The 21,570-nt window shown below is 77.2% G+C and carries 18 protein-coding genes; 5 read left to right on the plus strand and 13 right to left on the minus strand.

Annotation, left to right across the window (positions count from 1 at the left end):
* Positions 1-9: 9 nt before the first annotated feature.
* From HKK73_RS17705 to HKK73_RS17735, 7 genes are all read right to left on the minus strand, one after another.
* Positions 10-3,138, minus strand: coding sequence for an AAA family ATPase (locus HKK73_RS17705; RefSeq protein ID WP_171468540.1), 3,129 nt, complete (start codon positions 3,136-3,138; stop codon positions 10-12).
* Positions 3,138-4,433 carry an exonuclease SbcCD subunit D gene (locus HKK73_RS17710; protein ID WP_171468541.1) on the minus strand — a complete coding sequence of 432 codons (1,296 nt, stop codon included), beginning with the start codon at positions 4,431-4,433 and terminating at the stop codon, positions 3,138-3,140. The genes HKK73_RS17705 and HKK73_RS17710 overlap by 1 nt, the downstream gene beginning before the upstream one ends.
* A gap of 65 nt (positions 4,434-4,498) precedes the next feature.
* Positions 4,499-4,873 carry an STAS domain-containing protein gene (locus HKK73_RS17715; protein ID WP_021483854.1) on the minus strand — a complete coding sequence of 125 codons (375 nt, stop codon included), beginning with the start codon at positions 4,871-4,873 and terminating at the stop codon, positions 4,499-4,501.
* Positions 4,874-5,210: 337 nt separating this feature from the next.
* Positions 5,211-5,744, minus strand: a complete 534-nt coding sequence (locus tag HKK73_RS17720; RefSeq protein WP_034650291.1) for an aminoacyl-tRNA deacylase — start codon at positions 5,742-5,744, stop codon at positions 5,211-5,213.
* A gap of 60 nt (positions 5,745-5,804) precedes the next feature.
* On the minus strand, positions 5,805-6,338 hold the full coding sequence (locus HKK73_RS19250) for a DUF2087 domain-containing protein (RefSeq protein WP_232322678.1): 534 nt from the start codon (positions 6,336-6,338) through the stop codon (positions 5,805-5,807).
* 126 nt (positions 6,339-6,464) lie between these two features.
* Positions 6,465-8,204, minus strand: coding sequence for an ABC-F family ATP-binding cassette domain-containing protein (locus HKK73_RS17730; protein WP_171468542.1), 1,740 nt, complete (start codon positions 8,202-8,204; stop codon positions 6,465-6,467).
* A gap of 220 nt (positions 8,205-8,424) precedes the next feature.
* Complete coding sequence (locus tag HKK73_RS17735) at positions 8,425-10,488, minus strand: D-alanyl-D-alanine carboxypeptidase family protein (protein WP_171468543.1); 2,064 nt, start codon at positions 10,486-10,488, stop codon at positions 8,425-8,427.
* Between the two features lie 197 nt (positions 10,489-10,685).
* On the opposite strand from HKK73_RS17735, the gene HKK73_RS17740 reads away from it, so the two are divergent.
* Both HKK73_RS17740 and HKK73_RS17745 read left to right on the plus strand, forming a co-directional pair.
* Positions 10,686-11,204 carry a hypothetical protein gene (locus HKK73_RS17740; RefSeq protein WP_170963605.1) on the plus strand — a complete coding sequence of 173 codons (519 nt, stop codon included), beginning with the start codon at positions 10,686-10,688 and terminating at the stop codon, positions 11,202-11,204.
* A gap of 175 nt (positions 11,205-11,379) precedes the next feature.
* Positions 11,380-11,952, plus strand: coding sequence for a hypothetical protein (locus tag HKK73_RS17745; RefSeq protein WP_021482147.1), 573 nt, complete (start codon positions 11,380-11,382; stop codon positions 11,950-11,952).
* A gap of 247 nt (positions 11,953-12,199) precedes the next feature.
* Here HKK73_RS17745 and HKK73_RS17750 read toward each other — a convergent pair whose 3' ends face one another.
* Positions 12,200-13,009, minus strand: a complete 810-nt coding sequence (locus HKK73_RS17750) for a lipopolysaccharide assembly protein LapB (RefSeq protein ID WP_086149969.1) — start codon at positions 13,007-13,009, stop codon at positions 12,200-12,202.
* Between the two features lie 198 nt (positions 13,010-13,207).
* Between HKK73_RS17750 and HKK73_RS17755 the strand changes: the two genes are divergently transcribed.
* On the plus strand, positions 13,208-14,383 hold the full coding sequence (locus HKK73_RS17755; protein ID WP_232322677.1) for a GAF domain-containing sensor histidine kinase: 1,176 nt from the start codon (positions 13,208-13,210) through the stop codon (positions 14,381-14,383).
* A 21-nt stretch (positions 14,384-14,404) separates the two neighbouring features.
* On the opposite strand, the gene HKK73_RS17760 is transcribed toward HKK73_RS17755, so the two are convergent.
* The 3 genes from HKK73_RS17760 to HKK73_RS17770 all read right to left on the minus strand — a co-directional run bounded on the left by HKK73_RS17760 (position 14,405) and on the right by HKK73_RS17770 (position 16,296).
* Positions 14,405-14,920, minus strand: coding sequence for a GNAT family N-acetyltransferase (locus HKK73_RS17760; protein WP_085387095.1), 516 nt, complete (start codon positions 14,918-14,920; stop codon positions 14,405-14,407).
* Between the two features lie 28 nt (positions 14,921-14,948).
* On the minus strand, positions 14,949-15,422 hold the full coding sequence (locus HKK73_RS17765) for a pyridoxamine 5'-phosphate oxidase family protein (protein WP_081599918.1): 474 nt from the start codon (positions 15,420-15,422) through the stop codon (positions 14,949-14,951).
* Positions 15,423-15,567: 145 nt separating this feature from the next.
* Positions 15,568-16,296, minus strand: a complete 729-nt coding sequence (locus HKK73_RS17770) for a response regulator transcription factor (RefSeq protein ID WP_081599919.1) — start codon at positions 16,294-16,296, stop codon at positions 15,568-15,570.
* Positions 16,297-16,509: 213 nt separating this feature from the next.
* On the opposite strand from HKK73_RS17770, the gene HKK73_RS17775 reads away from it, so the two are divergent.
* Positions 16,510-17,409, plus strand: a complete 900-nt coding sequence (locus HKK73_RS17775; protein ID WP_170982150.1) for a universal stress protein — start codon at positions 16,510-16,512, stop codon at positions 17,407-17,409.
* 51 nt (positions 17,410-17,460) lie between these two features.
* The gene (locus HKK73_RS17780) at positions 17,461-18,480 is read left to right on the plus strand and encodes an arginase family protein (RefSeq protein ID WP_137280936.1); all 1,020 of its coding nucleotides are present in this window, start codon (positions 17,461-17,463) and stop codon (positions 18,478-18,480) included.
* A gap of 97 nt (positions 18,481-18,577) precedes the next feature.
* Here HKK73_RS17780 and hutI read toward each other — a convergent pair whose 3' ends face one another.
* Complete coding sequence (hutI, locus tag HKK73_RS17785) at positions 18,578-19,873, minus strand: imidazolonepropionase (RefSeq protein ID WP_232322676.1); 1,296 nt, start codon at positions 19,871-19,873, stop codon at positions 18,578-18,580.
* Complete coding sequence (hutU, locus tag HKK73_RS17790) at positions 19,870-21,549, minus strand: urocanate hydratase (RefSeq protein ID WP_171468544.1); 1,680 nt, start codon at positions 21,547-21,549, stop codon at positions 19,870-19,872. Before hutU ends, hutI begins: the two co-directional genes overlap by 4 nt.
* Between the last annotated feature and the right edge of the window lie 21 nt (positions 21,550-21,570).

Here is a 21,570-nt window from a genome sequence, read left to right on the forward strand (position 1 = left end):
CAGCCCTGGTCAGGCCCGCACGCTGAGCGTGCTGCCGCCGCCGGGGAGGCGGCGGACCTCGACGCGCTCCGCGACGGACTGCTTGAGCGCCTCGACGTGGGAGACGACGCCCACGACGCGCCCGCCCGCGCGGAGCCGGCCGAGCGCCGCGAGGACGGCCTCCAGCGTCTCGGGGTCGAGGCTGCCGAAGCCCTCGTCGACGAACAGCGTCCCGAGCTCGATGCCGCCCGCCTCGGCCGTGACGACGTCCGCCAGCCCGAGGGCGAGACACAGCGACACGTAGAACGTCTCCCCGCCGGACAACGTGCGCGGGTCGCGCTCGCGCTCCGTCACGTGGTCGAGCACCTTCATCGCGAGGCCGCGCTTGTGCGCCCGCACGTCCTCCCGCGTCGCGCTGCGCACGAGCTCGTACCGCCCCGACGACATCTCGGCGAGGCGCTCGTTCGCCGCCGCGACCACGTCCTCGAACCGCTGCACGAGCACGAACGTCGCGAGCGAGAGCGCGTGCGCGTTGTCGCCCGTGCCCGACGCGAGCGCGGCCATGCGCGCGACCGGTCCCGCCGCGTCCCGCGCCGCGGTCCAGCCGTCGACCGCCGCCCCGACGGCCTCGGCCGCCGTCCGGGCCGCCTCGGCCCGGCGGGCGACGAGCTCGTGCTGCCGCGCCGCGGCTCCGGCGACGGCCTCTGCCTCCTCGACGGCGGCGCGCGCGCCCGCCACGTCGGCCCGCGCGTCCTCGGGCAGGTCGGCGAGCGCCAGGTCCGCAAGACCGGTCGCCGTCGCGGTCCGCGCGGCGTCGTGCTCCGCGACGCGCTGAGAGAGCGTGTGCAGTTCGGCGTCGTCGAGCACCGCGGCGAGCGCCTCGGCCGCGTCCGCGAAACCGGACCGTGCGACGAGCGCGGCGACGTCGGCCGCACGCTCCTCGCACGCCCGCTGCGCGGCGGCAACGGCGCTGCCCGCGTCCGCGAGCGCGTCGATCGTGCGCACCCGGCCCTCCAGCGCGGCCGCGAGCACGGCGACGGGGTTGCGCGCGCCGCCCTCGCCGGCGAGCGGGTCGGGCAGGTCCACGAGCTCCACGAGCGGGCCCGCCGCGTCGAGCTCGGCGCGGATCTCGGCGCGGTCGCGCGCGAGGGCCGCCTCGATCTCCTCGAGCCGCGCGGCCGTGCCCGCGACCGCCTCGGCGAGCCCGGCCGCCCGGGCCTCCAGCGCACGCGTCTCCGCGTCCAGCTCTTCGAGCTCGCGCTCGGCCTCGGCGCGCTCGCGCTCCGCGGCGCGCGCGGCGGCCACCAGCTCCTCCGCGTCCGCGACCCGCTGCCCGGCCTCCTGCGGGGTCAGGCCGTCGGCGTCCCGACGACGAGCCTCGCACCGCTCGGCGAGCACCTGCGCCCGGGCCGAGACGTCGTGCAGCAGGCGCTCGGCGTCCGCGCGCTCCCGCTCGGCGCGCTCGACGTCCTCGACCGCCGGGTGGTCCTCGGCGAGCGGCGCCGGGTGCGGGTGCTCGGCCCCGCCGCACACCGGGCACGGCTCGCCGACGGCGAGGCCCGCGGCGAGCTCCCCGGCCAGACCTGCGATGCGCGCGGCCCGCAGCCGGGCCTCGTGCTCCACCGCCTCGTGCGCCCGGGCCGCGGCCCGCGCCCGCTCGGCGTGCGCCTCGGCCGCCTCGGTCGCGAGCGCCGCCGTCTGGCGCGCCGCCTCCTCGACCGCCCGGGCGCGGTCCGCCCGCTCGCGGAGCACCCCGAGCTCGCCCGCGGCCGCGGCGAGGGACGCGACGCGCGCGCGCACGGCGTCGCGGCGCGCCGGACGCGCGTCGAGCTCGGCCAGCACGCGACCGCGCTCCTCCGTCGCCTGCGCGACCTCCTTGCGCCCGTCGGCGAGCTCGCGGTCGCGCCCGGGCAGCGACGCCCCCACCGGGACGAGCCGCGCCACGCGGACGGCCGCCGTCGCGACGTCGGCGCGCAGCGCCTCGAGCGTCGTCGGGTCGGCGTCGGCGAGGACGGCGGGCGCCCCGGTGCGCGCGAGCGCGAGCCGGTCGAGCGCGGCGCGCAGGGTCTGCTCGGCGCGCGCGAGGCCCTGGGCGGCCGGAGCGACGACCGCGGCACGTGCCGCCGCGTCCGCCCGACGGCGACACTCGGCCACCGCCGCCTCCTCCCCGTCGAGGCGTGCCGCGTCGGCCCGCAGCCGGGCTCGCCGCTCCAGCGCGTCGTGCCGGGCGCGCTCGTGCTCGAACCGCTCACGCGCGGCGGCGAGCGTCGCGTCGGCCCCCGCCGCACCCTCGGCCAGCGCCGTGGCCTCGGTGTCGAGGCGCCCGACGTGCGCGACGGCGAGCGCGTGCACGCCCGGCGCCGCCTCCGCAGCGGCCGGGGCGTCGTCGTCCGCCCTCCGCAGCCGGTCGTCGTCGTCCGCCGCCTCGCGCAGCCGCCGCGCGTCGTCGGGCCCGAGCCCGGCGACCCCCGCGAACCGCTCCGCCGCGCCCACGACGCCCTGCCGCGCGGCGTCCGTGCGCGAGCGCGCCGCGCGCGCGAGCTCCGCCAGGCGCGCCGCGGCGCGGTGGTAGAGCTCCGTGCCGAAGACCTTCTGGAGCAGCACGGCCCGGTCCTCGGGCTTCGCGCGCAGGAACGTCGCGAACTCGCCCTGCGGCAGCACGACCGTCTGCACGAGCTGGCGCCGGTCGAGGCCCACGAGCCGGCGGATCTCGTCGCTCGCCTCGTCGAGCCGTGCGGAGAGCAGCTCGCCCGCGGCGTCCTCGACCGCGTCCGGCGCGTCGGTGGGCGGCACCTCGGCGAGCCGCCAGAGCCGCACCGAGGCCTGCTGCGTCGTGGTGCCGGTGCCGCGCTTCTTGGGGCGGCGGTACTCGGGCGTGCGCCGGACGCGGAAGACCCCCGCCGGGACCTCCAGCACGAGGTCGACGTACGACTCGACGTCCGGTCCCGCGAACGCCGAACGGAGACGGTCGTCGCTCGCGGCGTCGGAGGCGACCTTGCCGTAGAGCGCGAACACGATCGCGTCGATGATCGTGGACTTGCCCGCGCCCGTCGGCCCCTCGAGGAGGTAGATCCCGGACGCGCCGAGCGCCGCGAGGTCGACGTGGTGGCGGCCCGCGAACGGGCCGATCGCCTGGAAGGTCAGGGAGTGCAGGTGCATCAGGCGCTGCGCTCCTCGGCGAGCGCGAGCTCGAACGCCTCGCGCAGCACGACGACCTCCGCGTCGCTGGGGGCGTGGCCGGAGACGTGCTCGACGAAGTCGCGCGCGACGTCCAGCGGGTCGCGCCCCGGCCCGACGGCGGTCACGACCTCCCGCTCGGCGACGCGCGGCGGGCGGTGCGTCACCTGGAGCGCGTGCGGGAACCGGGACCGGACGCGGGCGTACAGCTCGGCGGGCCGGACCGGGTCCGTCACGACGACGCGCAGCCAGTCGTCGACGTGCGGCTCGCCCGCCTCCCCGAGCAGCTCGTCGAGCGGGCCGGTCACCTCCGCGAGGCGGCGCGGCACGGGAGCGGGGACGAGCTCGACCGCCGCGTCGGCGTCCGTGCGGAGCCGGTCGACGTCGACGAGCGCGGTGGACTTGCGCTGGTGCAGCTCCGAGAAGGAGAACGCGAGGGGCGAGCCCGAGTAGCGGGCGACGGTCGCCACGCCGCCCCCGGGCTCCCCGCCGCCGACCTCCGGGACGGTGACCCGCTGCGGCCCGTGGAGGTGGCCGAGCGCCACGTAGTCCACCCCGCGGCCCGCGAACACGGCGGCCGGGACGGCGTCGACGCCGCCGACGCGGATGTCGCGCTCGGAGTCCGACGCCAGGCCACCCACGACGAACGCGTGCCCCACGACGACCGCCCGCACCCCCGGGTCCGCGGCGCGGCGCCGCGCGAGGTCGGCGCCTACCCGGCGCAGGGCCGCCCCCATGACGGCCTCGTGGGACCGCGCGAGCGGCCGCGGCCTCACCGGGTCGCCGCCCACACCTTCGGCGCCCGGAGCGTCGGCGTCCGGCGCGTCCGCGGCGTCCGCGAGGACGTGGCGGGCCGTGTCCGGGTCCAGGTACGGGAGCGCGTAGACGAGCAGCGGGGAGCCGTCACCGTCTGTCGAACCGGGGCGCGGGCCCAGGACGACGGGCGCACCGACGTCGGCCAGGCGCGCCCGCACGTGGACGCCCGGGCGCAGGAGGCGGTCGCCGAACCCGAGCCGGACGGCGGAGTCGTGGTTGCCCGGCGTGACGACGACGTGCGCGTGCTCGGCGAGCCGCGTCACCGCGTCCGAGAGGAGGGAGACGGCGTCGACCGGCGGGATCGCGCGGTCGTAGACGTCACCCGCGACGACGACCGCGTCGACCGCCTCGGAGCGGGTCAGCTCGACGAGGTGGTCGAGGTGCGCGGCCTGGTGCTCCAGCAGGTCGACCCCGTGCAAGGTGCGCCCGAGGTGCCAGTCGGAGGTGTGCAGGATGCGCATGCCCGCACCGTACCGGCCGGTTCCCACAGCCCCGGGGACCCGGGGCGGCGGCGGGGGCGCGGGTGTCAGACGGCGCCGACGACCTCGATCGGACCGGTCGAGGCACCGCTGCGCTCGACGGGGATGCGCCCGCCCATGCCGATCATGTCGAGCAGCTCGACGATGCTCGGCGACGGGTCGCGGAGCACGACCTCGCGGCCGTCCTCCTCGCCGAGCATGTAGAGCTGGATGATGAACGCAATGCCCGAGGAGTCGATGAAGGTGACGTCGGCGACGTCCACCACGACGCGCCCGCGGGTGTCGAGCACGTAGGACATCGCCTCGCTCGCGCGGTCGCGCAGCGCCGCGTCGACCTCGCCCCACATCGTCACGACCACGCCGCCGTCCGCCGGGGCGTAGACGATCCCGCTCGTCCGGTCGATCGCGCTGCCTGTGTCCACGGTTCCCGCTTCTCTCGAGTCGTCCTGCTGCTGTCGGCCGCCCCTCCGGACAACGTCCGGCGGTGGTGGCCTGTTCCCTGCGCCTGCCTCACGGCTCCGTCCGGCCGCTCGCCGTGACCGTCGGGCGGTGGGTCGGACCAGGCGACCGTGACCGGAGCACCCCAGAGTCTGCACCCGGCGCGGGGCGCACACCAGCCCGCGCGACGGTCGACCGCGACCTTCCTCCGAACCCTCACAACCCGGACCGCGCCGGTGCCTGCGCGCGCCTCCCGGAGCCCCGTGACCGCCACGCTGAGGCGCAGCCCGGGCGGCGCCGCAGGGCTCGTTCCCGGACCCGCTACAGGGGCTCGGTGACGTCGGCGACCTGGGCGCCGAGGGCCGCCACGAGGGCCTGCCCGTCGACCGTCGCGGCCACGCCGTGCTCGCCGGCGCCGATCGAGACGAGGTGGTCGCCGTCGCCCGGGGTCTCCGGGGTGGCCGCCTCGCCCGCGACGTCCACCTCGTCCTCGCCGCGCACGGCGACCACGCGCACGTCCGCCACGACGGGCCACGCGTGCGTGGCGCCGAACGGCGTGATGGTGCCGCGCTCGTACCCCGTGACGTCGCGCGCGACCTCCTTGTCCGGCATGGACAGGCGCGACACCCCGAGCAGCGCGCGCAGCTTGGGCCACGAGATCTGCCGGTCGCCCGGGACGAGCACGAACAGGTAGTCGTCCTCCGCGCGCCGCACGACGATCGTCTTGAGGACGCGCGCCGGGTGCACGCCGCGCGCGGCGGCGGCCTCCTCCAGCGACCCCACCCGGCCGTGCCGGGTGAGGGTGAAGTCGATGCCCGACGCCTCCAGCGCCGCCACGGCGCGCTCGCTGCTCATGAGAACCGACCCTAGCCCTCGCCCCCGACGCACGGGCTGCCGTAGCGAGGCCGCCGCCCGTCAGACGTCGTCGAACTCCGTCACGACGGTGCGCCAGTACTCGGCGCCGTCGCGCGTGCGGTGCACGAGGCCCGCGTCGACCATCGCGCGCCGCAGCGACACGGGGTCCGCCGCGCGCGCCGCGAGCCGCCTGGTCAGCGTGAGCTCGGTGACGGGCTCCTCCAGCGGGAGCACCTGCGCCGCGAGGTACCGCACGACGAGCTCGCGGTCGCGCCACCGCTTCGGCATGCGCAGCAGGCGTCCGTCCGTGAGGAAGCGGTCGGGGCCCGTGGGGCGCGGCGTGGGCACGGTCGCGAGCAGGGCCGCGAACCGCTCGGGCGCCGCCCGCAGGAAGCCCGTCTCCTCGCGCACCACGACGCCCGCGGCGAGGAGCGGCGCGAGCCGACGGCGCTCGTCGGCCGACAGCACCGCCTCCGCGGGCCCCTCGGTCACGACGCGCGCGAGCACCTCGAGCCGTCCCGCGTCGGCGAGCGACGCGACCACCTGCTTCCACGCGTTGTCGGGCACCGGGGCGCCCGTCCGGTCGTCGTCCACCGCCCGACCCTACGCACGCCGCGCCGCGCACGGCCACCGCGTTCCCGGACCCCGCACCCCGTGCTCCACCTCCCGGGTCCGCCCGCGCCCCACCCCGCGGCCGGACCGACGAGCGCGGCGGGGACGTCAGGCGAGGTGCACGGCGTCGCCCTGCCAGCGGCGCCGCAGCCACCGGTCGTGCGACGCCACGACCACGGCGCCCGGCCACTCCTCCACGGCCTCCATGAGCTCGCCCGCGAGCGTGAGCGACACGTGGTTCGTCGGCTCGTCGAGGAGCAGCACGTCGGGTGCCTGCGTGACGAGCATCGCGAGCACCACGCGCCGGCGCTGCCCCACGGAGAGCTCCGCGAGCCGTCGCCCCAGGTCGCGCGGCGCGAGGAGGCCGTGCGCGTCCACGGCCGCGTCGCGCGCGTCCGCCGGGTCCACGCCCTGCGCGAGGGCGAGCAGCTCGCGCGGGGTGCGGTCGTCGTCGTGCAGGTGCACGTCCTGCTCGAGCAGCCCCACCCGGACCCCGCGCGCCCGGCCCACGGTGCCGGCGTCGGGCACGAGGTCGCCCGCGAGCACGTGCAGCAGCGTGGACTTCCCGGCGCCGTTGGCCCCGGTGACGAGCAGCCGGCTCCCCCGCGCGACCTCGATCGACGGGACGCCCGACGCCGCCATGTCGAGCCGGTCCGGCCGCTCGCCCGGGGCGGCCCCGGGCCCTCCGCGCCCGGGCCGGTGCACGACGACGCCCCGCGCCCACGCGACCACGTCGCCACCGCCCGGGGCGAGACGGGTCCCCCCGCTCGGCGGTGCGAAGCGCAGGGGCGGGGGCGGCTTGCGGACCTGGTCGCGCTCGAGCGCGTCGAGCCGCTGCTGCGCGTTGCGCACGCGCCGCGCGACCTGGCCCTGCACGCGCTCGCCCTTGAAGTCGTAGAGGATCTTCGCCTGGTTGCCCCGCTCACGGTTCTTCGCGACGTCCCGGGCTGTCACCGCGACGCCGCGCCGCAGCTCCGCGAGCTCGGCCTGCTCCGCCTCGAAGCGCTGCTCCCAGCGCTCGCGCTCGACGCGCTTGGCCTCGAGGTAGTCGCCGTACGTGCCGCCGTAGAGGGTCCCCGCTCCCCCGCCGCGTGCCGCGTCCCCGCCGCCCGCGCCGCGGAGCGGCTCCGCGACCGGGTCGAGGTCGAGGATCTCGGTGCACACCTCGTCGAGGAACACGCGGTCGTGGCTCGCGAGCACCACGGCGCCCGGGAGCGCGCGCAGCGCCACGGCGAGGAACTCCGCCGCGGCGTCGTCGAGGTGGTTCGTCGGCTCGTCGAGCAGCATCGCGCCGGGCTGGCGCACGAGCAGCGCGGCGAGGCCGAGCCGCGTGCGCTGGCCACCGGACAGCGCCCCGACCTCGCGGCCGGCGACCCCGTCGACGTCGAGCCCGAGACCCGCGAGCGTGCGCGCGGCCCGCGCGTCGGCGTCCCAGACGTCGGCGAGCTCGGCGCGCGAGAGGGCGCGCGCGTACGCCTCCTCGGCACCGGGGGCGGGTTCGCCGCCCGGGTCGCCGGCGAGGGCGAGCGCCGCCTCCTCGAGCTCGCGCTCGATCCCGCGGACGCGCGCGAGCGCGTCGTCGACGACCGCGCGGACCGTCGTCGTCGGCGGGTACGGGAACTCCTGGTGCAGGAACCCGAGGTCCGCGGGCCGGCTCACCGTGCCGTCGTCGGGCGCGAGCGTGCCCGCGAGCACCCGCAGGAGCGTGGACTTGCCGACGCCGTTCTCGCCGACGAGACCCGTGCGGTGGCCGGGGTCGACGGCGAGGTCGACGCCGCGCAGGACCGCGCGGCCCGTGAAGGACACGCGGACGTCGGACGCGCGCAGGACAGGGGTGGGACGTGCCATGGGTGATCACCTACCAGGTGCCCGGGTGGCGCGCGCACGCCGCGGAGAGCGGCGGGGGCCACGGCGACGGGCTCGACGGGACGGAGCGGCCGGGGCGGGTGAGGATCACATCGCGCCCGACGCTACGCCGTCGGCACGGGAGACGCACGGCATTTTCCCGGCGCTGCCCTCGCGCCGGGCGCGCCCACGGTTCCACCGAGGCCCGACGACGCCCCTCGGCTCAGGGGGTGGTCGGCTCCGTCCCGGGGGCCGTCGGGGCCTGGGTCGGCGCGACCGTGGGCTCGGGTGCCGGGTCCGTCGGCTCGGGTGACGGCTCGGGCTCGGGCTCGGGCGGCGGCCCGGACGAGACGACGATCGCGACCGTGCTTCCCGGTGCGACCTGGGTGCCGGAGCCCGGCGCGACGGACAGCACGGTCCCGGGCGCGGCCTCGTCGACCTTCGTCGTGACGCTGACCTTCAGCCCGGCGCCCTGGAGCGCTGCCTCCACGGCGGCCTGCTGATTGCCGACGAGGTTCGCCGGGACGGCGACGGTCGTGGGCGGCGGCGGGTCCGTGGGCTTCGTCGGCGGAGGTTCCGTCGGCGTCGGCGTCGGCGTGGGCGTCGGTGCCGGGGGCTGCGGCGCGGGCGGGGTTGTCGGCTTCGGCGCGGGCGCGCTCGGCCCCGCCGGCTTCTGCGGCGTGGACGGCGCGCTGCTCTCGGCAGGCGTGTACCGCGTCGGCATCTTGCCTGCCGCGAAGAACTCGAAGTGCCACGGCTCCGGCTTGGAGCCGTTGGGCCGCGCCCACGCGGGGTTGTCCCAGCCGTAGTCCGGGCCGTGCGTGCGGAGCCAGACGTACTCGAGCGACGTCCCCGACGGCACGTTCCCGCCGACGTCGATCGCGAGCCCCCACCCGTGCTGCGACGTGCCGGGCACGGCCGCGAGGTAGGGCTTGACCGCCTTGAGGCGCACCTGCTCGTCGTACGGGCGGTACGCGTCGGTGATCTTCAGCGCGTACCCGAACTCCTTCTCGAACTCGGCGGCGAGGGCCTCGAGCTGCTCCGCGGCGTCGCAGCGCAGGGTCTTGCCCGGCGCGAAGTCGAGCGCGCACAGCGCCTCGGGCGGGATGCGGCCGTTCTGGTACTGCGCCGTCGAGCCCGCGTACCGCTCGACGACCTCGGCGAGCCGCTCCGCGAGGGTCGTGCCCGCGAGCGCCGTCGCCCCGGCGGCCGGGACGACCCCGACCGGCACGAGGTCGGTGCCGAGCAGCTCGGCGAGCGTCGTCGCGGAGGCGAGGACGTCCTCCAGCGTCACGTCGCCGTGCACGTGGTCGTCGCCCTCGGCGTGGTCGCCGTCACCGCTGTCAGCCGAGCCGTCGGCCGGGTCCTGGGAACCGTCGATCTCGCCGGGTGCCACCCCGTCGGGCGCGGGCACCTCGTCCTCGGGCAGCGTCCGGTCGCCCGGGGACCCCGGGCCTCCCGGGGATCCCGTGCCGCCGGGGGCGGACGGGTCCAGGGGCGTGCTCGTGCCGGGCGCCGGGCTCGGCGCGCCGCCGGGGCTCGGGGTGACGCTCGGCGAGGGGTCGGTGGACGCGCCGGGGGACGGGCTGCTCGTCGGGCTCGGCGAGGGCGCGGTGGGCGTCGCCGCGGTGCGGACCGCATCCGCCGCCGCGTCCCCGGCGGCGTCGACCGTCGCGGGCTGCTGCGCCGGGCGGTCGGTCGCGGGGTCCGCGGTCTCGCCGTCCGTGCCCGTCGTGGTGTCGTCGTCACCAGCGCCGGCGCCTGCGCCCGTACCCGGGCCGAGCGGCTCCGGCAGCTCGGGGACCTGCGCGCCGTCGAGCGACTCGTCCAGGTCGAGGTCGCCGGCGGGCACGAGGGGCGCGGGGACGCGGCGGGCCGCGTCCTGCTGCGCGAGGTAGGTGGCCAGGAGCATGCCGAGCTCGGCGCGGGCCTGCTCGACGGGCGGGGAGACGTGGCCGTCGTCGAGCGCGTTGGCCGTCGCGAGGACCTCGATGGCGCCGTCGAGCTGCTGGCCCTCGTCGAGGCCGGCCCCGAGCGTGCTCGAGAGCGCCGCGACCTGGGTCGCCGTGGTCGCCTCCTGCGCGAAGAACGACGCGCCCGGGCGGGGTTGGGCGCTGCCGGCGAGGGCCGCGGCGAGCGTGATGGCGAGCGCCGACGAGATGAGGACGTGCGACACGGCCCGCGCGCGCCGTCCGAACGACTCCGGGCCCACCGCGGCGGCGGCGGGCGCGGGCTCGAGCGTCACGGGCGCGTCGTCCGCGCCCTCGTGCTCCGCCGTGGTGCTCACCGCTCACTCCCGTGCTTCGTGCCCTGCCACGGGCCTGCGGTCCCGCACGCCGGATGTGCGCGTCGTCGCGCCCGACGTCACGGCTGCGCGCGCACACGATCGGTGTGCTGCACGCCACAGTGCCCTCGTCCGCCTACCGTACACCGCCTCCACGAGGCTCTCACCCCGGTCTCATGTTCGCGGTGGACAATCGCCCCATGAGTTCACCGACACGTCACCGCAGGTCAACGTCCCGCGCCCTCGCGCTCGGGGCAGCCGTCGCCGCGACCGTCGCGCTGGGCGGGTGCGCCGAGGACGGCTCGGTGAGCGTGCCGGAATTCACCCTGACAGGCGACCAGGTCCAGCAGTTCCTCGACGACGCGGGCGCGCAGGTCGAGACGATCGGCGAGGACGTCCGGTCGCTCACGGACGACCTGGGCACCCTCCCGGACGACACGCGCACCCGCGCCGAGGAGGCTGTCGCGTCCGCGCAGGAGGCCGCCGACGAGGCCCGCGCCGCGGCGGACGAGGCGGCGTCCGCCACGGACGAGACGCGCGCCCAGGCCGAGGAGCGCCTGGCCGACGCCGAGGCCGCGCTCGAGGACGCGTCCGCCGAGCTGGGCGACGTCGCGGGCTCGCTCTCCGGTGCCGACGCCGCGGTGCGCGACGCGATCGAGAGCCTGCGCACCCGGGTCGACGAGCTCCGCGCGGACCTCGAGGACGCGTCGGGCTCCTGACCGCACGGGCCGCGCGCGATCGGCCCGTGCCCGGTATCGCCGGACCCTCGTCCGCGCCGGGGACCTAGGTCCCCGGGCCCGGCGACTTTTGCCTGACGTCCACCCTTCCTTCACAGGGGTTTGCTTGGTCTCAGGAGCCCGACCGCACCGGACGGGTCGATGAGAGGGGACAGTGATGAAGGGGACGATCGAGCGGAACGCCAACGCGCCGCTCCCCACGGTCGAAGGCACCGAGCCGGAGACCCTCAGCCTCGCGGAGCGCGCCACGCGACCCACCCAGGTGGTGCTCGGCGTCCTGCGGATCACGATCGGGTTCTACTTCCTCTGGGCCTTCCTCGACAAGACGTTCGGGCTCGGGTTCGCCACCCCCGCCGAGCGGTCGTGGATCAACGGGAACAGCCCGACCACCGGCTTCCTGTCGAACCTCGAGGGCACGTTCTCGGGCTTCTTCAGCGGCCTCGCGGGGAACGCGTTCATCGACGTGCTCTTCATGGTCGGCCTGCTCGGCATCGGGCTCGCCCTGATCCTGGGCATCGGGATGCGCATCGCCGCGGTGAGCGGCACGCTCCTGCTCCTGCTCATGTACCTGGCCGAGCTCCCGCTCGTGACCAACCCGATCATCGACGACCACATCACGATGTCGCTCACGATCATCGCTCTCACGCTCCTCGGGGCGGGCAGCGTGCTCGGGCTCGGCAAGACGTGGAAGAGGATCCCGTTCGTCCAGCGCAACGCCTGGCTGGTCTGACGGTTCGACCGCCCGCCGTGTGCGGCGGGCCACGGGGCGACCGATACCGCGCGACGATCTGAGGCCGTCGCTGCAGGGAGTCGCTCCCGGGGGAAGAGGGGCGTGCGGGCGGTGGGGAGACCACCCGCACGTCCCGCCCTCCGCGCCCGGCAGGGCGACCGACAGCTCGACGGAGCCGGTCGCCCGCCGGGCGCCTTTCTGCGTGCCCGGACCGTGGCCGCCGGGTCCGGTGCCCGGCCGCCCGGCGTCAGCCGAAGCGGGCCAGCAGCTCCGCCGCCTGGGGATCGCCCTGGGCGGCGGCCTCGTGCCACAGGGCCATCGCCTCGGCGACGCGTCCCGCCCGGAGGCGGAGCACCCCGAGGCTCGTGCGCGCGGTCGGCTCGCCGGCGAGCGCCGCCTGCTCGAGCAGGTCCTCGGCGTCCGGCCCGCGACCCGCGCGCACGTAGAGGTCCGCGAGGGCCGCCGCGACGCGCGCCTCGCCCGTCCCGGCCCACCCCTCGAGCAGCGCGACGGCGTCGTCCGGGGTCAGGGCGCCGCTGCGCACGAGCTCGACCGCCGCCTCCCAGCTCTCGCCCGACGTCGCCGCGAGGACGTCGTCGGCCGCGTCGCGCTCCCCCAGCTCGGCGAGCACCTGCGCGAGGCGCACGGCCGCGCCCTCGACGCCCTGCGCGAGCTCGTACCAGCGGCGGGCCGCGTGCAGGTCGCCGCGCTCCGCCGCGACCTGCGCGGCCATGAACGCCCCCAGCGCGTCGCCCGCCAGACCGGCGAGCTCGAAGCAGCGGAACGCCTCCGCGGCGTCGCCCGCCTCGTGGTGCGCGACGCCCAGCCGGTACACGGCCCCGGGCACGCCCTGCTCGACGGCCGCCTCGTAGAACGGGACCGCGGCGGCCGGGCTGCCGAGCGCGCGCAGGTCGTCGGCGATCGCGACGAGCTCGGCCGGGTCGTCGGGGTGCAGGTGCCCGACGGCGGACCGCAGGTCCGCGAGGGCGCTCGCCGCGGCCTCGGCGGGCGCCCCGGAGTGCGGGGCGACGTCCGCGCCCTGGTCGGTGGTCGGCATGCGGCACCGCGTCCCTTCGGCCCCCTGCGTCGACGGCCCGGTGGTCCGGGACCTGCACGACGGCGACGTGCGGCCGGCGGCAGGACGGCGTCGGACGTCCCGAGATGTGGACGCACGATAGCGCGGCGGTGTCGCCCACGTCACACCCCGGGCGAGACGGGTGCCGCCCGACCGCCGGGGTCTGGGAGACTGCATCGGGTGAGCGGAACGACCGACCTGCCGGCCAGCGCCGGGCAACGCGTGCTGGACGCCGTCGTGGCGGTGACGAGCGACCTCGACCTGCCGCAGGTGCTGCGGCGCATCGTCGACGCGGCGATGGAGCTCACGGGCGCCCGGTACGGCGCGCTCGGGGTGCTCGACGCCTCGGGGCGCGAGCGCCTCGCGCAGTTCATCCCCCTGGGCCTCTCGGACGACGAGGTCGCCGAGATCGACCACTGGCCGCACGGCGAGGGTCTGCTGGGCGAGCTCATCGACCACCCGGCGCCCATCCGCGTCCCGGAGATCGCCGACGACGTGCGCTCGGCCGGCTTCCCCGAGGGCCACCCGCCCATGCACACGTTCCTCGGCGTGCCGGTGCGGGTGCGCGACACGGTGTTCGGCAACCTCTACCTCACCGACAAGCAGGTCCCCGGGGGCGGGTGCGAGGAGTTCACCGCGGAGGACGAGGCGGCCGTGGTCGCGCTCGCCGCCGCCGCGGGCGTCGCCATCGAGAACGCGCGGCTCTACGGCCGGGCGAAGCAGGTCGGCGTCCTGGAGGACCGCGACCGGATCGCGCGCGACCTGCACGACGTCGTCATCCAGCGCCTCTTCGCGTCGGCCATGACGCTCATGAGCGTGCAGCCGCTCGTCAGCGACCCGAACGCGCGCACGCGCATCGAGGAGACCGTCTCCGACCTCGACGAGACGATCCGGCAGATCCGGTCCACGATCTTCGCGCTGCACACGGCCACGGACCCGGACGCGCCCTCGATCGAGGACCGGTTCCGCGCGCAGGCCGAGGCCGCGACGACCGTGCTCGGGTTCGCGCCCGAGGTCGACGTCGAGGTGGCGGCCGAGGGGTCGGGCGCGGGCGTGACCGACGGCGGCCCCAGCCTGCCGGCCGAGGTCGCCGACCAGCTCGTCGTCGTGCTCGGCGAGGCCCTGACCAACGTCGCCCGGCACGCGCAGGCGAGCCGCGTCGTCGTGCACCTGGCCGTCACGGCGCACGAGGCGCGCCTCACCGTCACCGACGACGGCGTGGGCATCCAGCCCGGCGGCCGGCGCTCCGGCCTGCGGAACATGCAGGCGCGCGCCGCCGCGCTCGGCGGGTCGAGCACCGCGACCGCCCGGCCCGACGGCGGCACGCGCCTCGAGTGGTGGGTGCCGCTCGGCTGACGCGCCCGCGGGGCAGGGTGCTCAGAGCGCCCGGTGCATGACGTGCATGCCGACGAGCCCGTGCACCGGGTGGTCGAACGCCTCGGGGACGGTCGCGAGGATCGTGAACCCCAGCGACTCCCAGAGCCGGACCGCGCGCTCGTTCGTCTCCACGACCGCGTTGAACTGCATCGCCCGGTAGCCGTCTGCGCGCGCACCGTCGAGCACGGCGCGCGCGAGCGCCCGGCCGACGCCACGCCCGGCTCCGTCGGGCCCGACGACGAAGCTCGCGTTCGCGACGTGCGCCCCGGCACCGGGGTGGTTGGGCAGGTACTTCGCCGTGCCGAGCACGGTGCCGCGGGCGCCGTCCTCCGCCGGGACGGCCACGAGGACGCGCGCCCCTGGGGCGTCGAGCCACGCGGCCCGAGCGTCGGCCTCGGTGATGTCGCGCGGATACGTGTACGTCTCCCCCGCGCGGAACACGGGCTTGAGCGCCCGCCAGATGCCCGGCCAGTCCGCGGGCGTCGCGGTGCGCACCTCGGTCGTCGTCGGGGTCACCCAGCGAGCGTAGTGCGCGCACCCGGCGTCAGCGCAGTATCCGCCGCCCCGTAACGATGCGCGGCACGACCTTGATGACGCGGTCGCGCACGCCGGGCACGAAGGTCACGAGCGGCAGCGCGAGCAGCCGCGCGCGCTCCACCGGCTCCGTGACCTCGAACGTGCGGCCGACGAGCACGACGGACCACCCGGAGCGGGCGTCGGCGTCGAACGAGTCGACCTCGAACGCCACGACGGCGCGGCTGGCGGCCACCGCGAGCTTCGAGCCCTCCGCGGTCCGGAACACGACGTCCGGGCCGTCGAGCACGAAGTTCACCGGCTGGATCGCCGGCAGCGCGTGGTCGGTGTAGACGATCCTGCCCACGGGGACGGTCGCGAGGAGCGCGTAGCTCTCCTCCGGCGTGAGCTCCGCGAGCCCTGCCGAGGCGCGCGGGCGCTCGGCCGTCGCGAGCCCCCCGCTCCCCACCGGTGCCCCTGTCCCGGTCCGCTCGACTGTGTCCATCTCCACATCGTCGCGCCGCGGTGTCAGATCCGGGAGTGCCGAAGGTCCCGACGCCGCGCGGTCGCCCGGTCCGTGGGCGTCGGTCCCCGGACCGTGCGCGGGCGAGCCCTCGGGCCCCGTCCCGCCCTGCGGGTCGGGCCCGCCGTCAGGGACGCTGCGCCGGGCCACCGTGCTGCCGGTCCCCCGTGGGACCGCCCGCGCCCGGAGCGCCCTGGCGGGACGCCTCCTCCTGGCGCATCTCGGTCGCGAGGACCGCGACCTGGGTGCGGCGCTGCAGGCCGAGCGTCGCGAGGACGTGGGAGACGTAGTTCTTGACCGTCTTCTCCGCGAGGTAGAGGCGCTTGCCGATCTCGCGGTTCGTCAGGCCCTCGCCGATGAGCGCGACGATCTGGCGCTCCTGCTGGGACAGGCCCTCGAGGCGGTCCGGCGTCTCGTCCGCGGCGTGCCGCAGGCGCTCCAGCACGCGCGCGGTGCTCGCCGGGTCGAGCAGCGACCCGCCCGCCGCGACCGTGCGGACCGCGCCGACGAGGTCGGACCCGTGGATCTGCTTGAGGACGTACCCCGACGCCCCGGCGAGGACGGCCTGGAACAGCGCCTCGTCGTCGGCGAAGGACGTGAGCATGAGGCAGCCGACCTCGGGCAGCTCGGAGCGCACCTCGCGGCACACCTCGACGCCCGAGCCGTCGGGCAGGCGCACGTCGAGGATCGCGACGTCGGGACGCGTCGCCTTGATGCGGGCGAGCGCGGAGGCGGCGGTGCCGGCCTCGCCGACGACGGTGATGTCACCGGCGGCCTCGAGCAGAGCGGCGACGCCGCGGCGCACCACCTCGTGGTCGTCGAGCAGGAACACGCGGATCGGGTGGGGAGAGCCCATGCCCTCAACGTAGCCGGTCGGAGGGGGATTCTCGCGCGCGCCCGCCCGTGGCGCCGCGGGTGCGGGACCTTCGTCCCGGTGGGTCGTGCCGAGCGTCCCGCGCGTCGGGGGCGGTCGCCGGGTGCGGCGGACCGCCCGCGCGCGGTATCCAGGAGGTGTGGCAGGTGGCGGGACGACCGCCACGAAGGGGACGACAGGACCGAGGTGGTCATGGTGAGCGGATCGACGCAGCAGGTCGTGCTGGTCGGTGTGGACGGCAGCACGACGAGCGGCAAGGCCCTGGACTGGGCGGTGCACGAGGCGGCACGTCGGGGCGCGGAGCTGCGCGTGCTGCACGTCGCGTACGTGCCCGTCGTCGCGACGCCGTTCGTCGGCGGCGCGTACTACCCGAGCGTCGAGGAGCTCGGCGAGATCGCCGGCCCCATCCTCTCGGCCGCCGCCGAGCGCGCCGCACGCGTGGACGCGTCGGTGCCCGTGCGGACGCTGCTGCGCTCCGGCCCGCCCTCGGAGGCGCTGCTCGACGAGGCCAAGGACGCGGACCTCGTCGTCGTGGGGTCGCGCGGGCTCGGGTCCGTCGGGTCGATGTTCTTCGGGTCCGTGGGGACCCGGCTGGCCGCCCGCGCGCCGGTGCCGGTCGTCGTGGTGCCGCCGTCCGTGGACCACGTGGAGCGCACGACCGACGTCGTGGTCGGCGTCGACGGGTCCGTGCACGGCGACGCCGCGCTCCGGTTCGCGCTCGACGAGGCCGCGCGCACGCGATCCCGCGTCGTCGCGGTGTGCGCCTGGCGCCTGCCCGCCGGGCCGCTGTGGGAGGAGAACCCCGCGTTCTACACCGCCGCCGAGCGGGACGCGCGCGCCGAGGCGTCGCGCACCGTGGAGGCCGCGCTCGCGCGCGTGCGCACCGCGGAGCACGACGACGTCCTCGTCGAGACGTTCGTCGTCGACCGCGAGCCGTCCGTCGCCCTCCGGGAGGCCGCGGCGGGGGCCGCGCTGACCGTCGTCGGGTCGCGCGGCCGCGGCGACCTGCGCGGCATGCTCCTCGGCTCCGTGAGCCAGGAGGTGCTGCACCACGCGACGCACCCCGTCGCCGTCGTGCACGCGGCGCGCGACTAGGGTGCCGTCCGCGCAGGGCGGGGCCGCCGTCGGGCCGCTAGCGTCGAGACCGTGAGCGACGACGCGCAGGCCCTCCCGCACGACCCCTCGTGGCCCCGGGCGGGCGACTGGCCCGGGCCGACGGGCGACGCCGTCGACGTCGCGCTGCTCGGCGTCCCGGCCTGGCGCACGTCGCTCTCGCCGACCGGCGCCCACGCGACACCCGCCGCGGTGCGCGCCGCGCTGCGCCGGTACAGCCCCGCGCTCGTCCCCGACCGCCCCCTGCCCGACGGCGGCCCCTCCGCCCGCGTGCGACCCGTCGCCGGCGTCGGTGCCCGAGGCCTCGGAGAGCGGGCCGATCCCGTCGACCTCGCCGAGCTCACGTTCGCCGACCTCGGCGACGTCGACGAGCCCGACGGCGCGGAGGGCGAGGCCCGGACGCGCGCGGCGGTCCGGACCGCGCTAGAGCGCGCACGGCTGCTCGTCGCGCTGGGCGGCGACAACTCCGTGACCGTCGCGACCGCGCTCGGCGCGTGGGGCGACGACCTTGCCACCGCGGGCCTCGTCACGCTCGACGCCCACCACGACCTGCGCGACGGCGTGTCCAACGGGTCGCCGGTGCGACGGCTCATCGAGGCGGGGCTCGACCCGCGGCGGGTCGTGCAGGTCGGCATCGCGGACTTCGCGAACTCCGCCGAGTACGCGCGCCGCGCCGTCGAGCTGGGGATCACCGTCGTGCACGTCGACGAGCTGCGCCGGCGCGGGCCCGAGGAGGTGATGCGTGCGGCCATGGAGGTCGCGGGCGCCGCGGGCGGGCCGGTGCACCTCGACGTGGACGTCGACGTGTGCGACCGCTCCGTCGCCCCGGGCTGCCCCGCGAGCGCCCCCGGCGGGATCGCGGCGTGGGAGCTGCGCGCCCTCGTCCGGGCCGCGGCGCTCGACGGCCGGCTCCGCTCCGCCGACGTCGTCGAGGTCGACGCGACGGCCGACGCCCCCGACGGCCGCACAGTCCGCCTCGCCGCCCTCTGCGTCCTGGAGCTCGCGGCCGGCCTCTCCCTCCACCCGCCGACCGCGGAACCGGCACTGACGTAGCCCCCGCCGAGCAGGCGGTTCCGGCGGGTCCACCAGGTGGTCCTGGCACGACACGCGACCCGGACGCACCAGGACGACCTGTTCGACGCCGGGCGGGTCAGGGGTGGGGGTGGCCAGACCTCCACGTCTTCGCTATCAGCGGGACGCCGGGGCGGTAGGCGAGGTGGGTGCGGCTCGGGGCGTCGAGCAGCACGACGTCGGCCCGGGCGCCGGGGGCGAGGTGGCCGACGTCGTCCCGCCGCAGCGCGAGCGCGCCGCCCGCGGTCGCGGACCACACGGCCTCGGCGACGGTCATCCGCATCTCGCGGACCGCGAGTGCCACGCACAGCGGCATCGACGACGTGTAGCTCGACCCGGGGTTGCAGTCGCTCGCGAGCGCGACGACGGCCCCCGCGTCGAGGAGGCGTCGCGCGTCGGGGTAGGGCTGGCGCGTGGAGAACTCGACGCCCGGGAGCAGGGTCGCGACGGTCCCGGCGACCGCTCCCGACGTCCCGTCCGGCCGCGTCCCGCTGTCGGTCCACGAGCCCGCGAGCGCCGCGACGTCGTCGTCGGTGAGGTACGTGCAGTGGTCCACCGCGGCGGCGCCCAGCCCGACGGCGAGGCGCACCCCATCCCCCGGGGCGAGCTGGTTCGCGTGCACGCGCACGCCGAGCCCGGCGGCGGCCCCGGCCTCGAGCACGCGGCGCGACTGCTCGGGCGTGAACGCGCCGGTCTCGCAGAACACGTCGACCCACCGGGCGTGCGGCGCGCACATGGCGAGCATCTCCCCGCACACGAGGTCGACGTACGCGTCGGCCCGGCCCGCGTACTCCACCGGCACGACGTGCGCCCCGAGGAACGTCACCTCGGGCGTCACCTCGCGCGCGAGCCGCACGGACCGCTCCTCGTCCGCGACGGTGAGGCCGTAGCCGCCCTTCACCTCGACCGTCGTCGTGCCCTGGCGGGCCGCCTCGTCGAGGTGCCGGGCCAGCCCGGCGCGGAGCACGTCGTCGGACGCGGCGCGCGTCGCGGCGACGGTCGACCGGATGCCGCCCGCCTCGTACGGGCGCCCGGCCATGCGCGCCTCGAACTCGGCGGCGCGGTCGCCCGCGAACACGAGGTGGGTGTGCGAGTCGACGAACCCGGGGAGCACCGCGCGCCCGCCCGCGTCGACGGTCACGTCCGGCTCCCGTCCGTCCAGCGCGTGCCCGACGGCGTCCCGCGCCTCCCGGGCCGGGCCCGCCCAGGCGACCCGGCCGCCGTCGAGCAGCACGACGGCGTCCGTCACCAGGCCGGTCGGGTCGCCGTCGCGCGTGCCGGGACCGCCCGGGGCGTTGGTCGTCAGCTCCCCGATGCCGGTGACGAGGGTCGACCCGGGCACCGAGGACGTGCCCGCCGCGCGGCGACCCGTCACGGCGTCTCCCGCGCGGGGACGCGGAGCCCGCCGCGCTCGGCGGCGACGACCGCGTCGTCGTACCCGGCGTCGACGTGGCGCAGCACCCCGAGGCCCGGGTCGTTCGAGAGCACGCGCGCGAGCTTGGCCGCGGCGAGCGGCGTGCCGTCGGCGACGGACACCTGGCCCGCGTGGATCGAGCGGCCCATGCCGACGCCGCCGCCCTGGTGGATCGAGACCCACGTCGCGCCCGACGACGCGGCCGTGAGCGCGTTGAGCAGCGGCCAGTCGGCGATCGCGTCGGAGCCGTCGGCCATGGCCTCCGTCTCGCGGTACGGGGACGCGACCGACCCGGCGTCGAGATGGTCGCGGCCGATGACGACCGGAGCGCGCACCACGCCCGAGGCGACGAGGTCGTTGAACGCGAGGCCCGCGCGGTCGCGCTCGCCGTGCCCGAGCCAGCAGATGCGCGCGGGCAGGCCCTGGAACGCGACGCGCTCCTGGGCGGCGCGGATCCAGCGGTGGAGGTGGTCGTCGTCGAACAGGTCGAGCACGGCGGCGTCGGTCGCGGCGATGTCGCGCGGGTCGCCCGAGAGCGCGGCCCACCGGAACGGGCCCTTGCCCTGCGCGAACAGCGGCCGGATGTACGCGGGCACGAACCCCGGGAAGTCGAACGCGCGGTCGTAGCCGCCGCGGCGCGCCTCGTCGCGGATCGAGTTGCCGTAGTCGAACACCTCGGCGCCCGCGTCGAGGAACCCGACCATGCCCTCCACGTGCCGGGCCATGGACTCGCGCGCGCGGTCGGTGAGCTCGTCGGGCTTCGCGGCGGCGTAGTCGGCCCAGTCCGCGAGGTCCACCCCGACCGGCAGGTACGACAACGGGTCGTGCGCCGACGTCTGGTCCGTGACGACGTCGACCTCGACCCCGCGTCGCAGCAGCTCCGGCACGACCGTCGCGCTGTTCCCCTCGACCCCCACCGACAGCGCCCGGTGCTCGCGCCGCGCGTCCTCGACGAGCCGGACCGCGGCGTCGAGGTCGTCGGCGACGACGTCGAGGTACCGCTCGCGCACGCGCCGGTCGAGGCGCGACCGGTCGACGTCGACCACGAGGCACGCGCCGCCGTTGAGCGTCACCGCGAGCGGCTGCGCGCCGCCCATCCCGCCGCACCCGCCGGTGAGGGTGAGCGTGCCGGCGAGCGAGCCCCCGAATCGCTTCGCGGCGACCGCGGCGAGCGTCTCGTACGTGCCCTGGAGGATGCCCTGCGCGCCGATGTAGATCCACGACCCCGCCGTCATCTGCCCGTACATCGTCAGGCCCGTCGCCTCGAGCCGCCGGAACTCGGGCCACGTCGCCCAGTCCCCCACGAGGTTCGAGTTCGCGAGCAGCACGCGCGGCGCCCACTCGTGCGTCCGCAGCACCCCGACCGGCTTGCCCGACTGCACGAGGAGCGTCTCGTCGTCCGCGAGCGTCGTGAGCGTGCGGACGATCGCGTGGTAGCTCGGCCAGTCGCGCGCCGCCCTGCCGGTGCCGCCGTAGACGACGAGGTCGTCGGGCCGCTCCGCGACCTCGGGGTCGAGGTTGTTCATGAGCATCCGCAGCGGCGCCTCCGTCTGCCAGGACCGCGCGGTGAGGGTCGTGCCGCGCGGGGCGCGGACGGGGACGGGCGTGCCGAGGCGGTGGGTCGGCTCGTGGGCCATGGTCGTCTCGCTCCTTCGGGG

The sequence above is a fragment of the Cellulosimicrobium sp. 72-3 genome (assembly GCF_013127315.1).
In the GTDB taxonomy this organism is placed as follows: Bacteria; Actinomycetota; Actinomycetes; order Actinomycetales; family Cellulomonadaceae; genus Cellulosimicrobium; species Cellulosimicrobium funkei.

Bases quoted from the DNA above. Each gene is read 5' to 3' on its own strand.
- HKK73_RS17705 (WP_171468540.1), bottom strand. From the start codon at position 3,138: ATGCACCTGCACTCCCTGACCTTCCAGGCGATCGGCCCGTTCGCGGGC.
- HKK73_RS17745 (WP_021482147.1), top strand. From the start codon at position 11,380: ATGAAGGGGACGATCGAGCGGAACGCCAACGCGCCGCTCCCCACGGTC.
- HKK73_RS17765 (WP_081599918.1), bottom strand. From the start codon at position 15,422: ATGGACACAGTCGAGCGGACCGGGACAGGGGCACCGGTGGGGAGCGGG.
- HKK73_RS17730 (WP_171468542.1), bottom strand. From the start codon at position 8,204: ATGGCACGTCCCACCCCTGTCCTGCGCGCGTCCGACGTCCGCGTGTCC.
- HKK73_RS17770 (WP_081599919.1), bottom strand. From the start codon at position 16,296: ATGGGCTCTCCCCACCCGATCCGCGTGTTCCTGCTCGACGACCACGAG.
- HKK73_RS17710 (WP_171468541.1), bottom strand. From the start codon at position 4,433: ATGCGCATCCTGCACACCTCCGACTGGCACCTCGGGCGCACCTTGCAC.
- hutU (WP_171468544.1), bottom strand. From the start codon at position 21,549: ATGGCCCACGAGCCGACCCACCGCCTCGGCACGCCCGTCCCCGTCCGC.
- HKK73_RS17720 (WP_034650291.1), bottom strand. From the start codon at position 5,744: ATGAGCAGCGAGCGCGCCGTGGCGGCGCTGGAGGCGTCGGGCATCGAC.
- HKK73_RS17740 (WP_170963605.1), top strand. From the start codon at position 10,686: ATGAGTTCACCGACACGTCACCGCAGGTCAACGTCCCGCGCCCTCGCG.
- HKK73_RS17750 (WP_086149969.1), bottom strand. From the start codon at position 13,009: ATGCCGACCACCGACCAGGGCGCGGACGTCGCCCCGCACTCCGGGGCG.